This is a genomic window from Rhodococcus sp. USK10 (genome assembly GCF_019378875.1).
Taxonomy (GTDB): Bacteria; Actinomycetota; Actinomycetes; order Mycobacteriales; family Mycobacteriaceae; genus Rhodococcus_F; species Rhodococcus_F pseudokoreensis.
Genome location: NZ_CP076048.1, coordinates 4,788,950 through 4,806,717, shown reverse-complemented (window position 1 = coordinate 4,806,717; position 17,768 = coordinate 4,788,950). Strand labels below are relative to the sequence as shown.

The 17,768-nt window shown below is 68.0% G+C and carries 18 protein-coding genes; 7 read left to right on the top strand and 11 right to left on the bottom strand.

Annotation, left to right across the window (positions count from 1 at the left end; translation table 11 throughout):
* Positions 1-23: 23 nt before the first annotated feature.
* Positions 24-788: a glycerophosphodiester phosphodiesterase gene (locus I1A62_RS29185; RefSeq protein ID WP_124390725.1), complete on the bottom strand. Its 765-nt coding sequence runs from the start codon at positions 786-788 to the stop codon at positions 24-26.
* Complete coding sequence (locus tag I1A62_RS29180; protein WP_219455738.1) at positions 785-1,789, bottom strand: DUF4328 domain-containing protein; 1,005 nt, start codon at positions 1,787-1,789, stop codon at positions 785-787. Before I1A62_RS29180 ends, I1A62_RS29185 begins: the two co-directional genes overlap by 4 nt.
* A 457-nt stretch (positions 1,790-2,246) precedes the next feature.
* Here I1A62_RS29180 and I1A62_RS29175 point away from each other — a divergent pair, with 457 nt between their 5' ends.
* Positions 2,247-4,028 (top strand): hypothetical protein, encoded by a 1,782-nt coding sequence (locus tag I1A62_RS29175; protein ID WP_219455736.1) that lies wholly within the window; start codon positions 2,247-2,249, stop codon positions 4,026-4,028.
* On the opposite strand, the gene I1A62_RS29170 is transcribed toward I1A62_RS29175, so the two are convergent.
* The gene (locus I1A62_RS29170) at positions 4,029-4,895 is read right to left on the bottom strand and encodes a S49 family peptidase (RefSeq protein WP_072938680.1); all 867 of its coding nucleotides are present in this window, start codon (positions 4,893-4,895) and stop codon (positions 4,029-4,031) included.
* Between the two features lie 41 nt (positions 4,896-4,936).
* Here I1A62_RS29170 and I1A62_RS29165 point away from each other — a divergent pair, with 41 nt between their 5' ends.
* Complete coding sequence (locus tag I1A62_RS29165) at positions 4,937-5,866, top strand: LLM class F420-dependent oxidoreductase (protein ID WP_124392094.1); 930 nt, start codon at positions 4,937-4,939, stop codon at positions 5,864-5,866.
* Positions 5,867-6,009: 143 nt separating this feature from the next.
* On the top strand, positions 6,010-6,321 hold the full coding sequence (locus tag I1A62_RS29160) for a DUF3303 domain-containing protein (RefSeq protein WP_072938686.1): 312 nt from the start codon (positions 6,010-6,012) through the stop codon (positions 6,319-6,321).
* A gap of 7 nt (positions 6,322-6,328) precedes the next feature.
* On the opposite strand, the gene I1A62_RS29155 is transcribed toward I1A62_RS29160, so the two are convergent.
* Positions 6,329-6,922 carry a hypothetical protein gene (locus I1A62_RS29155; protein ID WP_219455735.1) on the bottom strand — a complete coding sequence of 198 codons (594 nt, stop codon included), beginning with the start codon at positions 6,920-6,922 and terminating at the stop codon, positions 6,329-6,331.
* Between the two features lie 108 nt (positions 6,923-7,030).
* Entirely contained in the window at positions 7,031-7,972 is a 942-nt protein-coding gene (locus I1A62_RS29150; protein ID WP_219455733.1) for an AraC family transcriptional regulator, read from the bottom strand.
* Positions 7,973-8,052: 80 nt separating this feature from the next.
* On the opposite strand from I1A62_RS29150, the gene I1A62_RS29145 reads away from it, so the two are divergent.
* Together I1A62_RS29145 and I1A62_RS29140 are read left to right on the top strand one after the other, a co-directional pair.
* Positions 8,053-8,463 (top strand): hypothetical protein, encoded by a 411-nt coding sequence (locus tag I1A62_RS29145; RefSeq protein ID WP_219455731.1) that lies wholly within the window; start codon positions 8,053-8,055, stop codon positions 8,461-8,463.
* Positions 8,464-8,465: 2 nt separating this feature from the next.
* Complete coding sequence (locus I1A62_RS29140; RefSeq protein ID WP_087561174.1) at positions 8,466-8,936, top strand: DUF1772 domain-containing protein; 471 nt, start codon at positions 8,466-8,468, stop codon at positions 8,934-8,936.
* Positions 8,937-8,944: 8 nt separating this feature from the next.
* On the opposite strand, the gene msrA is transcribed toward I1A62_RS29140, so the two are convergent.
* Positions 8,945-9,655, bottom strand: coding sequence for a peptide-methionine (S)-S-oxide reductase MsrA (gene msrA, locus I1A62_RS29135; protein WP_219455729.1), 711 nt, complete (start codon positions 9,653-9,655; stop codon positions 8,945-8,947).
* The gene (locus I1A62_RS29130; protein ID WP_219455728.1) at positions 9,615-10,808 is read right to left on the bottom strand and encodes an acyltransferase; all 1,194 of its coding nucleotides are present in this window, start codon (positions 10,806-10,808) and stop codon (positions 9,615-9,617) included. Before I1A62_RS29130 ends, msrA begins: the two co-directional genes overlap by 41 nt.
* Positions 10,809-11,066: 258 nt before the next feature.
* Between I1A62_RS29130 and I1A62_RS29125 the strand changes: the two genes are divergently transcribed.
* Positions 11,067-11,690 carry a superoxide dismutase gene (locus I1A62_RS29125; RefSeq protein WP_012691075.1) on the top strand — a complete coding sequence of 208 codons (624 nt, stop codon included), beginning with the start codon at positions 11,067-11,069 and terminating at the stop codon, positions 11,688-11,690.
* 69 nt (positions 11,691-11,759) lie between these two features.
* Entirely contained in the window at positions 11,760-13,199 is a 1,440-nt protein-coding gene (locus tag I1A62_RS29120) for an amidase (RefSeq protein ID WP_219455726.1), read from the top strand.
* Positions 13,200-13,202: 3 nt separating this feature from the next.
* Here the strand turns inward: I1A62_RS29120 and I1A62_RS29115 are convergent, their stop codons facing one another.
* The 4 genes from I1A62_RS29115 to I1A62_RS29100 form a co-directional block, all read right to left on the bottom strand.
* The gene (locus I1A62_RS29115) at positions 13,203-14,552 is read right to left on the bottom strand and encodes a hypothetical protein (RefSeq protein WP_219455724.1); all 1,350 of its coding nucleotides are present in this window, start codon (positions 14,550-14,552) and stop codon (positions 13,203-13,205) included.
* An 84-nt stretch (positions 14,553-14,636) separates the two neighbouring features.
* The gene (locus I1A62_RS29110; protein ID WP_219455722.1) at positions 14,637-16,145 is read right to left on the bottom strand and encodes a CotH kinase family protein; all 1,509 of its coding nucleotides are present in this window, start codon (positions 16,143-16,145) and stop codon (positions 14,637-14,639) included.
* Positions 16,145-16,822 (bottom strand): DUF4956 domain-containing protein, encoded by a 678-nt coding sequence (locus tag I1A62_RS29105; RefSeq protein WP_219455720.1) that lies wholly within the window; start codon positions 16,820-16,822, stop codon positions 16,145-16,147. The genes I1A62_RS29110 and I1A62_RS29105 overlap by 1 nt, the downstream gene beginning before the upstream one ends.
* Positions 16,819-17,673, bottom strand: a complete 855-nt coding sequence (locus tag I1A62_RS29100) for a polyphosphate polymerase domain-containing protein (RefSeq protein WP_219455718.1) — start codon at positions 17,671-17,673, stop codon at positions 16,819-16,821. The genes I1A62_RS29105 and I1A62_RS29100 overlap by 4 nt, the downstream gene beginning before the upstream one ends.
* Positions 17,674-17,768: the final 95 nt, after the last annotated feature.

Sequence of the window (17,768 nt, the reverse complement as noted above, 5' to 3'; positions counted from 1 at the left end):
CCTACACGCCGACGCCGGTCCGGTCAGGAGGCCAGCCACTTCTTGGTGCGCCCGGGGTGGTTGGTGGCTACCCAGCTGACCCCGAGTTCGCGGCACAGTTCGACGTCGCTGCGGTTGTCGACGGTCCAGCAGTACGTGGCCCGTCCCGCGGCGGCGGCCTTGTCGACGATGTCCGGGTGTTCGTGCAGCGTTTTCACCGACGGACCGACCGCGGTGGCGCCGACGGTGGTCGCGGCTCCCCCGCCGAGGTACCGGGCGGATTCGCCGAGCAGGACGGTCGGGAGCATCGGCGCCGACCGCCGGATCCGCCAGACCGCTCCGGCGGAGAACGACATCACGACGGCGCGGGAGTGGTCGGCAGACGGGGGTGCCGCGATGCCGAAACGTTGCAGTTCGGCGAGGACCTTGCTTTCGACCAGGCCGCCGAAGCGCACCGGGTGCTTGGTTTCGATGAAGAGTTTCACCGGGCGCGCCGTCCAGTCCAGGGTGAGCGCGATCAGCGCGCTCAGCTCGAGCAGTTCGGCGGGCTCCTCCTCGGTTCCGTAGTTGAACTCCGTCAGTTCCTCGAGCGTCATCTCGCTGACGACGCCGGTGCCGGTGGACGTCCGGTCGACGGTGCGGTCGTGGACGCACACAAGGTGGCCGTCCCGGGTGAGCCGCACGTCGCACTCGAGTCCGTCCGCGCCTTCTTCCAGTGCCAGTTCGTAGGCGGCGAGCGTGTGTTCCGGCATGGCCGCGGATGCGCCTCGGTGGGCCACCACCAGGGGCCCGCGCCGGTCGGGGCTCACGACGCGACGGCTTCCCGGTCGGCGTTCCCGGACGACTTCTCGGTCTTCTCCGCCGACTTCCCGGCGAGCTTGTCCGCATCGGTCTGCGGCAGCGGATCGGTGGCGATCACCCAGCGCGTGACGGGTTCTTTCGCGCCCTTCAACGTCCGGCCCTCGAGCCGCCGGAGCACCATCAGCGTGAGGAGCGCGGTCGCCGACGCGACCAGCGCCGTGAACGCGGCCAGCAGGACGCCGTCCGCCATGGCCTGCAGGCCCGGCCTGGACCGCCAGAACCAGTTGAAGACGACGAGTACGGCGCCGAAGACCCACAGACTCCACCAGGCGCGGACCAGCAGGACTGCGCGGGGGTCGCGGCGGATCACCTCGAGCAGGAACACACCGGGCATGACCAGGTTCAGGCCCGGCACCGCGCACCCGACGACGACGTCGGTAGGCGTGCGGGGGTCGGATTTCTTCGCCCGGGCGAACGTGCGGCGACGCATGCGCAGCAGCCAGCACACTCCGGCGATGCCCGACAGCAGCGCGAAGAGCATCCCGCCGGCCTGGCCGAGGAACACCGCGATGTCGGACACGGCGAGCACGGTGGGGTCGATCAGCCGGGTCCGGTTGCGGAGGAGAACGGCGTACCGGCCCAGTTCGGCGAGCACTCCGAATGCGTACAGGCCCGTGGTGATTGCGAGGAAGCGCGCGGCCTTGCCGGCGAGCAGTTCCGGCCAGTCGCGGCGGGTGGAGGGCGCGTCGACGTGATCGTGGAGTCCCCAGCGGGGGATCTCGGTGTAGTGCGGGGTGGGGCTCGGTGTCGACGGCTCGTCGGCGAGACCGCTGCGCTGCAGCGGAGGTCGCGCGATCCAGCGGAATCCGCGGCTTGCGGGCGGCTGGTTGTGGTCGGTCCGGACGGGGGCGAGCAGCACACCGTGGCAGCGCGGGCACCACTGCGCCGGGGCGCCGAGGACCGGCCACCGGGCCGCGCACCGCGCGCACACCTGAACGACGACGCTCATGCCCTCCGCACCCACTTCACATTGCCGATTCTGTCACGGCCCGCGAATACGGGCAGCCCACGACCGAATCGTCCTTTTTGGGGAGAATGTGTGAGCTGCAGCACCAGAAATGCCGAGTTATCCACAGTTTCCACAGGTTCATGCACAGTTATGGACAGTGTGAGTAGTGCTTATACACAGGTCAGAGCGCATGTGAATCCGGCGTTGTTGACAGCTTCGGGTGAACGGTCCACAGCGGTGGATGAACTTGACATCGCAGCTCGGTGAACAACCGGTTTCGGGTGACCGACGGCTCGGCCCGGAATTACCCCTCCAGTTCGGATCGCCCGCGAAGCGACCCGAGAACTCCGGACCGGCCGTCGTCTCCCCCACCTGTGCCGGGCGAAAATATCCCGACACTTGATCTGACGCAGCCCGGCGCGGTTTGGTTCCACCCAATCTGTAATCTCGGAAACCGATGACGGAAGACGCCGGATCGCGGTGGCACCTCGGGCCCGCCCGTGTCCTCCGGGTGGCCGCCGCCCTGATCGTGGCGCAACTTCTCGTGCGGACGTGGGTGGCCGCGAACAGCGACTTCTACTGGGACGACCTGATCCTCGCCGGGCGCGGCGGCAGCCTCCCCCTGCTCTCGGGCGACCTCCTGCTCTACGACCACGACGGTCACCTCATGCCGGGGGCCTTCCTGGTGGCGGGTATCGCGACGCGGATCGCGCCGTATCAGTGGCTCCTGCCGATGCTGACGATGGTCGCGCTGCAGGCGATGGCGTCGTACGCGGTGTTCCGCTTACTTCGGAAGATCCTCGGTCCGCGGCCCGTGCTACTGGTTCCGCTGGCGCTCTATCTGTTCTCGCCGCTGACCGTGCCGGCGTTCGCGTGGTGGGCGGCGGCGCTCAACGCGCTGCCTCTGCAGATCGCGCTGGCGTGGGTGGCAGGCGACGCGCTCGAACTGTGCCGCACCGGACGGCGGCGGTACGCGGTGTCCGGCACGCTCGTGCTGATCGCGTCGCTGCTGTTCTTCGAGAAGTCCGTCGTCGTCCCGTTCGCCGCGTTCGCGACCGTCGCCCTGCTCGCCCACGTCGCCGAGCGGGAGCGGCCGCTGCGGTCGACGGTGCGGCGGGGCGCGGCCCTGTGGATCCCGTCGGCGGCGGTGCTCGCGGTGTGGGCCGCGTTCTACTTCTCCACCGTCGCGTCGCAGTGGGAGTGGGCGGGGGCGTCGCGCGCGTTGGAACTGCTCCACCACGGCACGTCGCTCGGACTGCTGCCCACGTTCGTGGGTGGGCCGTGGACGTGGGAGCGGTGGATTCCGAGCCCCCCGTGGGCCTCGCCGTCGACGGCGCTGGAGGTGATCGGCTGGGTCGCCCTCGTCGTGGCGGTCGCCGCGACGGTCCGGCTGAAGCGCCGGATCGGCTGGGTGTGGATCCTCACGGCGGCGTACTTCCTGCTGTCGGTGACGGCGATGGTCGTCACCCGGTGGGGCGCCGACACCACGTACGAGCTCGCGCAGACCCTGCGCTACTTCACCGACACCGCAGTGATCCTCGCGATCGCCGTCGCCGTGATCGCCCGCGCACCCCGTCGCCGCGCCGAACCGGTCCGGTTGCGACCCCTGGTGGCGGCCTGTGCCGTGGTCGCGTTCGTCGCGAGCAGCCTGTGGTCGACCTACACGTTCACCCGCAGCTGGGAGGAGAACCCGACCACCGACTACCTCGCGACCGCGCGTGCGTCGCTCGCCGACCGGAACGACGCGCCGATCCTCCAGCAACCCACGTCCATCTGGGTGCTGTTGCCGGTGGCGTACCCGAACAACCTGGTGAGCCGGGTCTTCGCCCCGCTCCGCGACCGCCCCGCGTTCTCCGACAGCACCCCCGACCTCCGGATGATCGACGACGCCGGTTCGGTGGTCGACGCCCAGGTGACGTGGGTGCGCGCGATCGAGCCCGGCCCCGTCCCGGACTGCGGGCACCTGGTGGACCGGCGCAGCTTCGACACGATTCCCCTCGACGGGCCGCTGACCGGCTGGGAGTGGACGGCGCAGCTCAACTACCTGGCCACGGCGGACGGTGAGATCGCCGTCGCGATGGAGGAGGGCAGCCCGGTGCGGGTGCCCGTGCGCCGCGGCCCGAATTCGGTGTTCGTGCGGCTCACCGGTGGCGGTCATGGCCTGCGCGTGAGCACCCTGACCCCGGACCTGTCCGTGTGCATCGGGGTGGGCCCGGTCGGGGTGGTCGTGCCGAAGTAGTTACCGCCCGTAGCGCGACCAGGCGACGCGGGTGTTCGCCGCACCGACGATCGCGGCGGCCACGTCGTCCCAGCTCGCGGCGGGCAGCCCGAGTTTCGCGAAGAGGGAGCGGCGCGGCCCGGTCATCTCGATCGTGGCGTCGGGGAATCGCTTCTCCACCACCTCGCGCAGGGTGCCGATCCCGTCGACGATGCCGAGTTCGACGGCACGGCGCCCCAGCCAGACGTCGCCGTCGAACAGTTCCGCCTCGGCCGCCTTCAGCTTGTCCCCGCGGCGGCCGACCACCCAGTCGCGGAACTCGTCGTGGATGCCTTCCTGGATCTGTTCGAGCCACTGCACGTCCTCGGACTTCTCCGCGAAGAACGGGTCGAGGCGGGCCTTCGCCTCGCCCGCCGAATGCAGCCGTCGTTCGATGCCCAGGCGGTCGATCAGTTCGGAGAACCCGAAGCCCGCGGAGATGACGCCGACGGAGCCGACGACCGACGTGGCGGTCGCGTAGATCTCGTCGGCCGCGCAGGCCAGCCAGTAGCCGCCGGACGCGACGACGTCCTCACAGAACGCGAGCACGGGCAGTTCGTGTTCGGTGGCGAGCTGACGGATACGGGCGGCGATGTATTCGCTCTGCGTCGGGGATCCGCCGGGACTGTTGATCAGCAGCGCCACCGCCTTCGCGCCGTGCGTGGTGAACGCGCGCCGCAACGGTTCCTCGACGGATTCCGCGCTCAGCACCCGCCCGAAACCCGCTCCGCCGGACGCGATCATCCCCTGCAGCCGCACGACCGGGACCACCCCGGCGGCGGAGCCCCCGAACGCGTCGGGCAGCTTGTCGGCCAGCGGTTTCGGCAGGTTCAGTGGGATCTTCGCCATGAAATCAGCGTACCGATCACGGATCGGGCAGAGTGGTTCACATGGAGTTGCGAATCTTTACCGAACCCCAGCAGGGTGCCACCTACGACGAACTTCTGGCGGTGGCGCAGGCCGCCGAACGTTTCGGGTACGGCGCGTTCTTCCGCTCGGATCACTACCTCGCGATGAACACCGAAGGCCTGCCCGGACCGACGGATGCGTGGATCACGCTGGCGGGCATCGCCCGCGAGACGTCCACGATCCGCCTCGGCACCCTCGTCACCTCCGCGACGTTCCGGTACCCGGGGCCGCTGGCGGTGTCGGTGGCGCAGGTCGATCAGATGAGCGGCGGTCGCGTCGACCTCGGCATCGGCGCCGGCTGGTACGAGGAGGAGCACCAGGCGTACGGCATCCCGTTCCCGCCGCTGAAGGAGCGGTTCGAGCGGCTCGAGGAGTCCCTCGCCGTGATCACGGGACTGTGGCGCACCCCGCTCGGGGAGACGTTCTCCTACGACGGGACGCATCTGACGGTCAAGAATTCGCCGGCACTCCCGAAGCCGCGGCAGCCGCAGGGTCCGCCCGTCCTGATCGGCGGCACCGGTAAGAAGAAGACCCCCGCGCTGGCCGCGAAGTACGCGAACGAGTTCAACGTCCCGTTCCAGTCGGTCGACGAGACGCGGGACGTGTTCGACCGGGTCCGGCTCGCATGCAAGACGATCGACCGCGACCCCGAGGAACTGGTGTATTCCAACGCGCTCGTCCTGTGCTGTGGGCGGACGGAGGAGGAGATCGCGAAGCGCGCCCTGAACATCGGACGCGAGGTCAGCGAACTGCGGGAGAACGGACTCGCCGGGTCGCCCGCCGAACTCGTCGACAAGATCGGCCGGTACGCGGAGGCCGGGTCGCAGCGGATCTACCTGCAGACCCTCGACCTCGCCGACCTCGACCACCTGGAACTGGTCGCCAGTGAGGTCGTCCCGCAGCTGAGCTAAGGGGAGGCGGAACCGCCCGTTCGAGACCGGCAGGTTCGTTCGGCGGGCTCAGCAACGTTCCGTTCCTTCCCCCGCGGTGGAATGCTCGAAGCACGCGTCCGGAACGACCGTGCGTCGACTCCACGAGGAGATGAACAGGTGCGATGAAGTACGTGATTACGTGGACGGTGCGTGAGGGCGGTTCCGCCGCCGAGAACGAGGAGGCCGCACGGCGGAGCCTCGAAGTGTTCGCAAGATGGACGCCGGCCGAAGGGGCGAACTTCCATCAGTTCCTCGGCCGCCTGGACGGCACCGGCGGATTCGCGTTCGTCGAGGCGGACGATCCGAACGACATCCTGGACGGTCCGACGAAGTTCGGGCCCTTCTTCGAGTTCCACGTCTACCCGGTCGCCGACATCGCCGTCACCACGCAGGCCGCGCAGCACGCGGTCGAGTTCCGGGGTGCGATCAGCTGATCCCGGCTCAGTGCCGGGTGGTCGAATCCAGGAACTGTCGGAGGTCGCGGTCCCACTGCGCGTCGCGGGAGCGGTTCAGGGAGGCGCGGCAGATGAGGAAGCCGGACAGCGCGATCATCATCACCGCGAACCAGGTGAACAGTCCGGCGATCACGCCGGCCACGCGGGCGGCGGACGACGACATCGGTTCGGTGGTGAGGTTACCGTCGGCGTTGACCCAGATGTCCTGCCTGGTTCCCGAGGGGGTGGCGGGGTCGACGGTGATGTCGGCGTGCCGGGTTTCGTTACCCCAGGTCCACTTGGCGGGGGCGGTGTCGACGCCCGACGGTGCGACGTCGGAGGTGACGGACACGCCGGTGGAGTCGGCGACCGTGGTGGCGGTGACGGTGCGGTAGTCCGCGACCTGCTTCTCCGCCAGCGTCAGCTGACTGTCGATGGTCCGGGCGCCGACGAGGATGGCGAGGGGCAGCATCGCGAAGGCGAGCACCACGACCGCGAGGGTGAGCATGTTCTCGATCCGGTCCGAGCGCCGGAGAAGCGGGTTGTGCCGCTGACGAGCCGACCGCTTGCGCAGCCCCCGCGCTTGAGAGTTGTACCACATTCCGGATCCGGTCCTCTCGCCGACAATTCCCTACCATCCAGAGTCGTACGCAAGGCAAACAAGATCAAGTCGATCCGGTGTGTTATTGGGCACTGTGCCGTAATACACTCATCTGCTTCCCGCCATCTCACGATGCTCCTTGGGGCTCATTCCGCGGACGCGTTTGAACGCAGCACTCAGCGCGAATGCGCTTCCGTACCCCACCCTCTGCGCCACCGACGCGACCGTGGCGTCGGGTTCGCGGAGCAGATCCGCGGCGAGTGACAGCCGCCAGCCTGCGAGGAAGGTCATAGGCGGTTCGCCGACGAGGTCCGTGAACCGGCGTGCGAGGGCCGCCCGCGACAGTCCGGTTTCCGCGGCGAGCGACTCTACCGTCCACTGGTGTGAGGGGTTGTTCTGGAGGATGCGCATCGCCTTGCCGACCACCGGGTCGCCCTGCGCCCGCACCCAGGACGGCGCTTCGGCCGCCGGCCTCGCGAACCAGGCGCGCAGCACTGCGATCAGCAGCAGGTCGAGGAGGCGGTCGAGGACCGCTTCCTGGCCGGGCTCGTCGCGCACCACTTCGTCGTGCATCAGCGTGACGAGCCGGGAGTCCCAGTCGGCGCGGCGCTGCACGACGAGTTCGGGGAGCGCGGACAGCAGCCGCCTGCTGATCTCGCCGGGGGTCTGATACGTGCCGGTCAGCATGACGGTGCGGCCGTTCGCACTGTTGCCCCAGGTGCGCACCCCGAGGTGCATCGCCTCGGCGAGCGGTTCGCCGCGGAGTGTCGTGCAACTCTGGTCGGGGTTGATGATCACGTGCGGAGGGGTGTCCGGGTGGTCGGCGACGACGTACCGCTCGGGGCCGCGGATGATCGCGACGTCGCCTTCGCTGAGCTGCACCGGTTCGCCGGTGTGCGGGAGAATCCAGGCTTCGCCGCGTCCCATCGCGACGAGGCTGAGGGGCGCGTGGTCGTCGATCTGCAGCGACCACGGCGGTTCCATGATCGATCGGAGCACGAACGCTCCGGTGGCGCGGGGACCACTGATGAGACCGGCGAGGGGATCCACACGTCCAGCGTAGACGCTCGCGTATGGAATGGCGCTTTTCAACCATGGAAAGTCTCGATGCCGCCGTCTTGACTGAACACATGACAACGACTCCGCACACCCTCGTCCTCACCGCCACCGGCAAGGTCGGCAGCCGCGCCCTCAACCGGGACACCTGGCGCCCGGCACTGGACGGCATCACGTCGGTCTACATCGCCTACTACCCGGACCTCGCGGCGCCGGGAGCGGCGGAGGTCGTCGAGGAGATCGCGGAGGCGGCCGGCCGCGAAATCCGTTACACACCAGTCACTTCGGAGGAGTGTTCGACGGATTTGGCAGGCCAGGGGGTACCGTCCGACGCGATCGGCCTGCTCACCTACCTGTTCGACGAGGTGCTGGACGGACGCAACGCCTCACTCACCGACGGGGTGGAACGCACACTGGGGCGCGCGCCCCGCGACTTTACCGACTACGTCCGCGCCGCGGCAGCGGCCGGGGTCTGGAGGGTCTGATCATGGAGCGTTATCTGACGATCGTCACGGCGGTCGGTGCCGGTGTGGTGGGCGGCGTGATGTTCGCGTTCTCCACGTTCATCATGACCGGGCTCGGACGTCTGGATCCGGCTCAGGGCATCTCGGCGATGCAGGCGATCAACCGCGAGGCGCCGAACTTCTGGTTCATGACGGCGCTGTTCGGCACCGCGCTGACGTCGATCGCGCTCGCGATCGTCAGCGTAGTGCGGCACGACGGATCCGCCGTCTACGCGGTGATCGCGTGCGCGCTGTATCTCGTGGGGATCGTCCTGACCATCGTCTACCACGTGCCGCACAACAACGCGCTGGACGCGATCGACCCCACTGCGGCGGGCTCGGCGGACTACTGGCGCGACTACGTGTCGGGTTGGACGGGGTGGAACCACGTGCGCACCGTCAGCGCCATCGCGGCGTCCGCGGTGCTCACGTGGTCCGCGACTCGTGGTCGATAGTCCGGGATCTACGAGGGCGGCAGGATGTCGGTCTGCGCCGGGACCTCGTCCTGCTTCAACAGGCCGACGGGGCAGCTGACGCCGGTGGCGTGCACGGGGCAGTATCCGCCGGGGTTCTTCGCGAGGTACTGCTGGTGGTAGTCCTCGGCGTAGTAGAACTGCGTGAGTGGGGCGATCTCCGTGGTGATCGCGCCGTACCCGGCCTCGGCGAGCCGCTTCTCGAACGCCTCACCGGTGGCCTCGGCGATCTCCACCTGCTGCTCGTCGATGGTGTAGATGGCCGAACGGTACTGCGTTCCCTGGTCGTTGCCCTGCCGCATGCCCTGCGTGGGATCGTGGTTCTCCCAGAACTCCTTGAGGATCTCGGCGTACGAGATCACCTTCGGGTCGAAGACCACGAGCACCACCTCGGTGTGCCCGGTGCGTCCCGAGCAGGTTTCCTCGTAGGTGGGGTTCGGCGTGTAGCCGCCGGCATACCCCACCGCGGTGGTGTAGACACCGTCGAGTTGCCAGAACTCCTTCTCGGCGCCCCAGAAACATCCCATGCCCAGCACCGCGGTCTGCATGCCCTCGGGGAACGGGGGTTTCAGGGGGTGACCGTTGACGTAGTGCGTCGCCGGAACCGGGATCGGCTGACTTCGTCCGGGGAGGGCGTCCTCGGCGGTGACCATCACGGACTTAGCGGCTGCTCGACCCAGAAGCTCGTCGTACCAAGACATGGTTCGATGCTACGCGCGGTGCCGGAGTGGTCTCCCGGGCGAGCGCCGACCGCATGCGCATCCGTTCGGCGCGGGCGGTGACCCAGCCCGTCGCGGGCACCTCCACCCACCGGTAGAGCGCCTCCGATACCAGCGCCGTCACCACCAGAAACGCGATGACGGCCCCGGTCTCGCCGAACGAGCCGACCGTGTGCTCGTACACCCGATAGAGGATCAGGGTGTGGACGAGGTAGATCGCGTAACTGCGGGTCGCGGTCCACCGCACGACGCCCCAGTGCGCCGCAGGTCCGTCGTACCGGCCCACCAGCACGACGCACGCGGTGACGACGGCGAACGTCCAGAGGTAGTGATCGCCCGCCCAATACACCCGGAAGTCGGTGGCGAGGCGGATCACCTCGACCTGGGCCAGCCCGGCGACGACGATCCACCGGCAGTCCGCGAGCCGCGCCCAGCCGAGGTAGATGATCTGCCCGAGGAACACGGCAGGAAGCGTCGCGGCGATCTTCGACAGCATCGGGACAGTGTACGGCTGCGGCGCGTACAGGTTGTAGAGCAGGATCAGGGCGCAGATCGAGGCACCGGCCATCGGCATCGCGATGGGCAGGGTGCGCAGCACGGGTCGCGCGGCGACGCAGGCGAAGTAGAACAGGATCTGCACGGCGAGGGTCCACGTGACCCCGAGCACCGCGACCTCCGGTTTGAGGAAGAACCCGCCGAGCACGAAACTCAGCGCGGCTTCGATGTTCGACACACCCTCCTGGCCGCTGAACATGCCGTTGATGCCGAGGCGGACCAAGACGATCGCGGCGAGGACGGCCACCCAGAATGCGGGAAGGATGCGGCCGAGCCGATTGAACAGGAAGTGCCCGGGTTCGTGGCGAATGGCCGAACGGGTGATCAGCAAACCGGTCAGCATCATGAAGACGGCGACCCCGAGGAACGACAGATGCTGGTTGAGTCCGCCCCGCTCGATGAAGATCTGATAGACCACGTCGATGAACCACCATCCGGTTCCGAGGTCGTCGATCAGATAGAACGAGATGTGCGAGTAAATCACGGCCAGAACTGCGAGAAAGCGGAGCAGATTCGCGCCCGTGAGTTCCACACGCGGCGCGGCCGCATGCGAATCTGCAACGGGTATCAGCGAAGGCATCGCGTCAGCTTAAGGTTCCGTTCACCGCTCGGACGAATTCTCACGACATTCAGTGTCGCCGCGCCAGCCTTTTTTCGGGTGCCCGAACTTTCCGTTCCGGGAATCGCTCCGTGACCCCAACTGTTGCGCAGGGTGTACCAATGAGATTGGGTATATACCCGAGAACGATTCGCCAAAGGCGGGTGTCAGACGCGTGTCCACGTGTCGTCGACACCCGGAAAACACCAGGGCTCACAGCCCGTTGATGAAGGGACCCTCGTGTCTGTTTACACGCTGCCGGAACTCCCGTACGACTATGCAGCTCTCGAGCCGCACATCTCCGGCAAGATCATGGAACTGCACCACGACAAGCATCACGCCGCGTACGTGACCGGTGCCAACACGGCGCTCGACAAGCTGGCCGAGCTCCGCGAGTCGGACACCCTGCCCGCCGTGGTCAACCTGCACGAGAAGAACCTCGCCTTCCACCTGGGCGGCCACACGAACCACACCGTCTTCTGGAACAACCTCTCCCCGGACGGCGGCGACAAGCCGACCGGTGAGCTCGCGGCCGCGATCGACGACCAGTTCGGCGGCTTCGACGCATTCCGCAACCACTTCTCGGCCAACGCCAACGCCATCCAGGGCTCCGGCTGGTCCATCCTGGCCTGGGATTCCATCGGCCAGCGCCTGCTCATCGTCCAGCTGTACGACCAGCAGGGCAACATCCCGATCGGCCTCACGCCGCTGCTGCTCCTCGACATGTGGGAGCACGCCTTCTACCTCGACTACCAGAACGTCAAGGGCGACTACGTCAAGGCCTTCTGGAACATCGTGAACTGGGCGGACGTCGCCGCTCGCTTCGAGAAGGCACGCACCCAGACCGCGGGCCTGATCGTCTAGTTCTCGCTTGTCACGGCCACGGGCGCGAAATCCCGTCCGAGCAGGCCGAGCGTCCAATAGGCTTTTCGAGTGACCGAGTTCAGCACCCCCGCCAGGGACGACACCGTCGTCCACGCCTTCCGCGACGACGCGCTCGGCGACCTCGACGCCACCGCCCTCGCGGCCCGGATCGCCGCCGGGGAGGTGTCGGTCCGCGAGGTGACGGAGGCGGCGATCGCGCGCGCCGAGTCGGTCGGGCCGGCCCTGAACGCCCTGGCGTTCGCCGACTTCGACCGAGCGCTGGCGGAGGCGGACCGCCCGCACGAAGGCGTCTTCGCCGGAGTGCCGACCGTCGTCAAGGACAACGTGGACGTCGCCGGAGTGCCCACCCAGCACGGCAGCGTCGCGTTCGCCGCGAAACCCGCCCGGGTGGACAGCGACTTCGTCACGCAGTACCTGTCCACGGGTGTGCTCTCGCTGGGCAAGAGCAGGCTGCCCGAGTTCGGGTTCAGTGCGTCCACCGAGTTCATGGACGCCGAGGCCGTGCACAATCCGTGGAATCCCGCGTTCTCGCCGGGTGCGTCCTCGGGTGGTTCGGCGGCGCTCGTCGCGTCGGGGGTGGTGCCCATCGCGCACGCCAACGACGGTGGCGGATCCATCCGCATCCCCGCCGCCGCCTGTGGGCTCGTCGGCCTGAAACCGTCCCGCGGGCGGACGGTCCCCGACGCCATGGACAAGACGCTGCCGATCCGGATCATCGCGCAGGGCGCCGTCACCCGCTCGGTTCGGGACACCGCGCGGTGGATGGCGGCCGCCGAACGCCACTACCGCAATCCCACGCTGCCGCCCATCCGGTTGGTCGAGGGGCCGAGCAGCACCCGACTGAAGGTCGGGGTGGTGGTCGATTCGGTCACCGCGTCCCGCACGGACGACGAGACCCGCAAGTCGGTCCACGCGACCGCCGATCTGCTCGCGGACCTCGGCCACCACGTCGAGGAGTGCCCGATGCCGGTGGGCACGTCGTTCGTCGAGGACTTCTGCATCTACTGGGGGTTCCTGTCGTTCGTCATCTCCAGCAACGGCAAGCGGATGCTCGGACCGGACTTCGACCGCGACGCCACCGACAACCTGACGCGTGGACTCGCCGCGATGTACCGCAAGAACATCGCGAAGACGCCGCGGGTGCTGTACCGGTTGCGGCGCACGTACCGCGAGTACGCGCAGATCTTCCAGAAATACGACGTGATCCTGTCCCCGACCCTGGCCCACACCACTCCGGAGCTCGGATACCTCTCGCCGACGCAGAGTTTCGAGGAACTGTTCGACAAGCTGATCGCCTACACCGCGTTCACGCCGCTGAACAACGCGTCGGGCGGGCCCGCCATCTCGCTGCCGATACACGAGACGTCCCGCGGTCTGCCGCTGGCGTCGCACTTCTCCGCCGACCACGGCGACGAGCGGACCCTGCTCGAGTTGGCGTTCGAACTCGAGCAGGCCGCCCCGTGGCGTCGGATCCAGGACGCCGGCTGACGGTCAGGCCCTGCGCCGCAGACCCATCCACACGACGGCACCGGCGAGCAGCACGGTGGTGATCCCGAAGGCGACGGCGAGGTGCTCGGCGGTGAGGATCGGCGCCGGTGCGGACAGGGTGCGCGTCACCGCGACCGGTTCGGCGAGCACCGTCGCCAACTGATTCTGCTGGGCCGCCGTCCGCACCGGCATCGCCGCGACCCCGTTGTTGAGGTCGGTGGACAGCTGCCCGGACAGCGTCTTCAGCTTCGCGAACCCGTCGACGATCTGCGAGGTGGCGCCTTCGAGCATCGCAGGCGCCTGATCGGCGATCGGGACGATGCCGTCGTTCAGTTGCCGTGCCCCGCTGCTCAGCTGATCGCTGGCGTCGGTGAGTTGACCCATCGCCACCCGCACGAGTTCGCCGAGGTCGGTGTCGGGGCCGACCTGCCCGCCGAGCAGACCCGGCACCGAACCCAGCTGGGAGGAGAGCAGGTCGAGGTCGGCACCGACCTGCCGGAGCGACGGGACCACATCCGGTGCTACGGGAGTGCCGTCGAGGACGCGGAACGCGTCGTCGATCCTGGTGCGCATCTGGGACGCGCTGTCGTTCGCCTCGCCCAGGGTCAGCCCGAGCGCGCTCAACCGGTCCGCGAGATTATTGGCCGTTCCCGATGTCTCGCCGACCACGCCCGCCACCTGATCCGCCACATCCAGCAGTTGCACCGAGCCGGCTCGCGCGGTCTCGAGATACGGGAGCAGGGTGTCGGCGCCCTCGGTGAGTTGTTGCGCCGCATCGTCCGCCGCGGCCGTCCCGGCCGCGAGGAACCCCGCCGTCATTCCCGCCTGCTGGAACCGCGTCCGCGACGAGGACATGTCCGCCAGCAGATCCGTGATGCCGTCCGCGCCGATCTGGGAGGACACCACCCCGGACAGTTCCTCGGACGCGGCGGAGTCGGAACCCGCGACGTCGACGTCGAGGGTCGCCTGCCGCGGCTTCGCACCCCACACCGAGGAGACGGCCTCGCTGAAGTCCTCGGGCACGGTCACCGTGGCGAACCAGTCGCCGTCCGCCGCCGCACTCGCGTCGACCACCTGCCAGTCGAAGGCCTCGTTCGCCTCGAGCTTCTCGATCAGGGTGTCGCTCGCCCGCACCGGTTTTCCGTCCACGGTCGCGCCGGCGTCGGTGTTGACGATCGCCACGGTCCGGCTGTCGGCCGAGCCGTCGCCGAGGAACACATATCCGAGCCCGCCTGCGGATGCCAGGACCAGACCTGCCATGGCGGCCGCGGCGACCCGCCGCGGTGTGAGGACCTTTCGCGTCGACTCGGCTCGGGCGTGATTCGCGGAATTCCGTGTGCGCTCAGAGGTCATTCCGGTGAGGGTAGGTGGCTTTCGTAGCGGCAGATTGTGACGAGTCTGAGGATTCTCTGAGACATCTTTTTCCGGCTGAGATTTCTACCCGGCGACGATCACCTCGTTCGCGGCCAGCGCGTCGGTGCGGGTCTGCAGCCGCGCACGCAGGGTCAGGGCGTCCGACGCAAGCTTCTCGGCGCTCAACCCGTCGGATACCGGTACGGTCTGCGCGATCTCGTCGAGGATCTCGACGGCCCGGCCGCTGCCGAACAACTGCGCGTAGAGGTCGCGGTACGCGTCGTCGTACACGCCCGTGAACGCCGCCGAAGCCAGAAACCGCTCCTTCAGCGCGTTCCCGCCACCGGGCATGCCGCCGCCGGGCATCTCACCACCGGGCATTCCACCGCCGAGGGCACCTTCCGGCGTGGCTCCGCCGCCCGAGCGGCCCCCGCCGCCCATTCCGATCGAGTCGTGCGGGCCCGCATCGGAGTTGCCGCTCAGCGCGAGGTTGAGATCCCAGGACACGACGGAGATCTTCTTCGTCCCCAGGTCGTACCAGAGGTAGTAGTTCTTGCCCGAACCCGCCATGTCGTCGCTGTTGACCAGCAGATTCTGGGTGGCGACGTACCGGGCGAAGGAGTCGACGTCCACCCGGTCGGCGAGTTCGGCGTCGAACTGCTCATCGGACGCACCGTCAAGCCACTTCAGGAACGTGATGATCGGCTGCAGGTCCTGCGAGCCTTCGGCGTTGACCTGGACGAACTGATCGGTGTAGGTGGTCTGGTCGTCGCCCTGATACGTGAAACTCGAGTTGGCGTCAGCCTTGTAGAGGACGCCGTCGCTGTCGAACAGCGAGTTCGCGTACCCCTCGTCCGGGTGCTCGAGCACGAGCCGGGTCTGCGCCGGCGACCCGTTCACCGAATACGTGGTGTAGGCGTACCGCTGGGTGGGCTGACCGGATTCGGCGGTCAGCGACAGCGCCACCGCCTCGTTCAGCACGGGCGAGCCCGGCCGGACCGACAGTTGCGTCATCCCCTGGTATGCCCGCCCCGACACGTACTTGTCGAAGCTGATCAGCAGTGGCAGCGACGCGGGGTCGTCGGCCGACAGCGCGACCATGCCGCCGCCGGCGCCTCCGCCCTCCGGCATCGCCATTCCCGCGGGAGGTTCCCGCCCCTCCGACGTCCTGGGTTGCCCGCCGCCCGGACCACCACCGAGGCCGCCGCCGGTCCCGCGGAGTCCCATCAGCGTGGAGTTGCCCTTCAGCCGCACCCCGACGTCGGTGACGAGGGTCCCGTCGATCGTGATGTCGGCGGTGATCCACTCCTTCTCGCCCTCGTCCCGGTAGGCGGCGATCATGTCGTCGTAATCGGATTGCGAGTACTCGATGCTCACGTCGTGCGAGCTCCCCGTGTCGAAGAAATCGACCGAGCCGGCGACGTTCTCGGTGATGTCGGAGGCGATGACCGTCGCGTCGCCGGTGATGTACGGCCGCACCCGCGCCTGACCGAACACGCCGACCGCCACCGCCACGAACGTGAGGAAGGCGGCGAGGATCTTCCAGTGCTGACGGAGCGGCGTCGGCAGCCGGTGGACGAGTCTGCGGCGCATCAGATGTCGGTTTGGTCGTAACCGGTGAGGACGGTGACCCGCTGACCCGTGTTGACCCCGCTGAGCGCCGAGATGAGTTCCGCCGGTTTCCTGCCCGGCTTCAACCGCGCCGTGTAATACAGCTCGGTGAGGGCGCCCGACCGCACCGACTCGGTGCTCACCAATTCGAACTCCTTGGTGTACTCGATCAGCACGTCCTCCACGAGGGCGGCGTACCCCGCCTCCGGCGGCACCTGCACCTTCACCACCTGCCGCTGCACGTCCAGCTTGAACATGTCGAACCGGCTCATCAGGACGAGCACGAGGCAGATCGCGACGGTGGCGGCGATGGCGAGCACGTAGAACCGGGTGCCCGTCGTCATGCCGATGGCCATCACCAGGAAGATGAATCCGACGTCGCGGGTTTCCTTGATCGCGTTGCGGAATCGCACCACCGACAGCGCGCCGACGAGCGCGAACGCGCGGGCGATGTTGGAACCGACCACCAGCATGATCAGGGTGATCACCATGCCGACCATCACGAGGGTCTGGACGTAGGACTGGCTGTAGGAGACGTTCTTGTGCGTCAGGCGATAGACGTACCCGATGATCGCCGACAACACGAACGACAACGCGAGCGAGACGACGATGTCGAACGTCGAGAACGTTCCACTGAGATCCTGGAGATCGAAATTCATGACGGGGTTCCGGTTTTCGCGAGGGTGCGACCGTGGCTGGCCGGGGACGGGAAGAGTTCGTCAGGCACGTGCGTGCGGGATCGGGGTGCAAGCCCGAACGCCTCCACGCTCTGGCAGTACTTCGACACCCGGACCACCGACATGTCCAGTCGCGCGGTGAGATCGGTGACCCAGTAGGGCACCCGCTCGTTGGCCTTGATCTCGACGATGCACAGGTGCGGCGGGATGATGAAACGGTTCTCGGCCGGTGCCGCGAAGTGGAAGTCGCGGTCGCGGCCGTGCACCCGGTGGTCGATCGTGACGCGCAGCCCCAGATCGGCGTCCGTGCCCACGAACGCTTCCCGGAGGTACCCGGTGGTGACGGTCGGGCACAGGTCGAGGTTGCCGACGAGCATCGTCACCTCGTTCACGAAGGGCCGGGCCGAGGGGTCGTGGTCGATCGGCCGGCGGGCGTTGCACAGCCGCATCGCATCCGAGTACGGCAGCCGGATCCGGCGCTTCTGCGTGACCCGGTTGACCCGCTGCTTGATCTCCACGTAGACGGGGGTCTCGGCGGTAGCCTCCGCTGGCGGCCCGTACAGCCGGACCCGCAGTTTGCGGCGGAACTTCAGGCCCTCGATCTTCTCCCAGTAGAAGCGCAGATTCTGGGTGTCGTAGTAGAGGCTCGTCACGGGGTAGCCGCCCACCGGCGAGAATTCGTCGGACGCCATGTGCGCGGCGAGCGCCTCGCGGAGGCGGGGAACGTCCGACTCCTGGGCGAGGTACTTGATCTCGTAGCGGTTGAACGCGTGCAGCGCGCTGGCGGTCTTCAGGTATCCGGACGCTTCCGGTTCGGGCGCGGACGATCCCATACTTTTTCGGCCTTTCGTCGGTGGGCTCTCCCACCTCAACCGCCGCGCCTCGAGTAAACCTGCAGTAAAGCTGGCAGTTTTCTGTACGCCGGGCC

What these genes read in the sequence shown, in the direction of transcription:
- I1A62_RS29165 (WP_124392094.1), top strand. Translation starts at nt 4,937, where the DNA reads ATGGAGTTGCGAATCTTTACCGAACCCCAGCAGGGTGCCACCTACGAC.
- I1A62_RS29160 (WP_072938686.1), top strand. Translation starts at nt 6,010, where the DNA reads ATGAAGTACGTGATTACGTGGACGGTGCGTGAGGGCGGTTCCGCCGCC.
- I1A62_RS29170 (WP_072938680.1), bottom strand. Translation starts at nt 4,895, where the DNA reads ATGGCGAAGATCCCACTGAACCTGCCGAAACCGCTGGCCGACAAGCTG.
- I1A62_RS29110 (WP_219455722.1), bottom strand. Translation starts at nt 16,145, where the DNA reads ATGCGCCGCAGACTCGTCCACCGGCTGCCGACGCCGCTCCGTCAGCAC.
- I1A62_RS29100 (WP_219455718.1), bottom strand. Translation starts at nt 17,673, where the DNA reads ATGGGATCGTCCGCGCCCGAACCGGAAGCGTCCGGATACCTGAAGACC.
- I1A62_RS29130 (WP_219455728.1), bottom strand. Translation starts at nt 10,808, where the DNA reads ATGCCTTCGCTGATACCCGTTGCAGATTCGCATGCGGCCGCGCCGCGT.
- I1A62_RS29175 (WP_219455736.1), top strand. Translation starts at nt 2,247, where the DNA reads ATGACGGAAGACGCCGGATCGCGGTGGCACCTCGGGCCCGCCCGTGTC.
- I1A62_RS29145 (WP_219455731.1), top strand. Translation starts at nt 8,053, where the DNA reads ATGACAACGACTCCGCACACCCTCGTCCTCACCGCCACCGGCAAGGTC.
- I1A62_RS29180 (WP_219455738.1), bottom strand. Translation starts at nt 1,789, where the DNA reads ATGAGCGTCGTCGTTCAGGTGTGCGCGCGGTGCGCGGCCCGGTGGCCG.
- I1A62_RS29140 (WP_087561174.1), top strand. Translation starts at nt 8,466, where the DNA reads ATGGAGCGTTATCTGACGATCGTCACGGCGGTCGGTGCCGGTGTGGTG.
- msrA (WP_219455729.1), bottom strand. Translation starts at nt 9,655, where the DNA reads ATGTCTTGGTACGACGAGCTTCTGGGTCGAGCAGCCGCTAAGTCCGTG.
- I1A62_RS29115 (WP_219455724.1), bottom strand. Translation starts at nt 14,552, where the DNA reads ATGACCTCTGAGCGCACACGGAATTCCGCGAATCACGCCCGAGCCGAG.
- I1A62_RS29155 (WP_219455735.1), bottom strand. Translation starts at nt 6,922, where the DNA reads ATGTGGTACAACTCTCAAGCGCGGGGGCTGCGCAAGCGGTCGGCTCGT.
- I1A62_RS29105 (WP_219455720.1), bottom strand. Translation starts at nt 16,822, where the DNA reads ATGAATTTCGATCTCCAGGATCTCAGTGGAACGTTCTCGACGTTCGAC.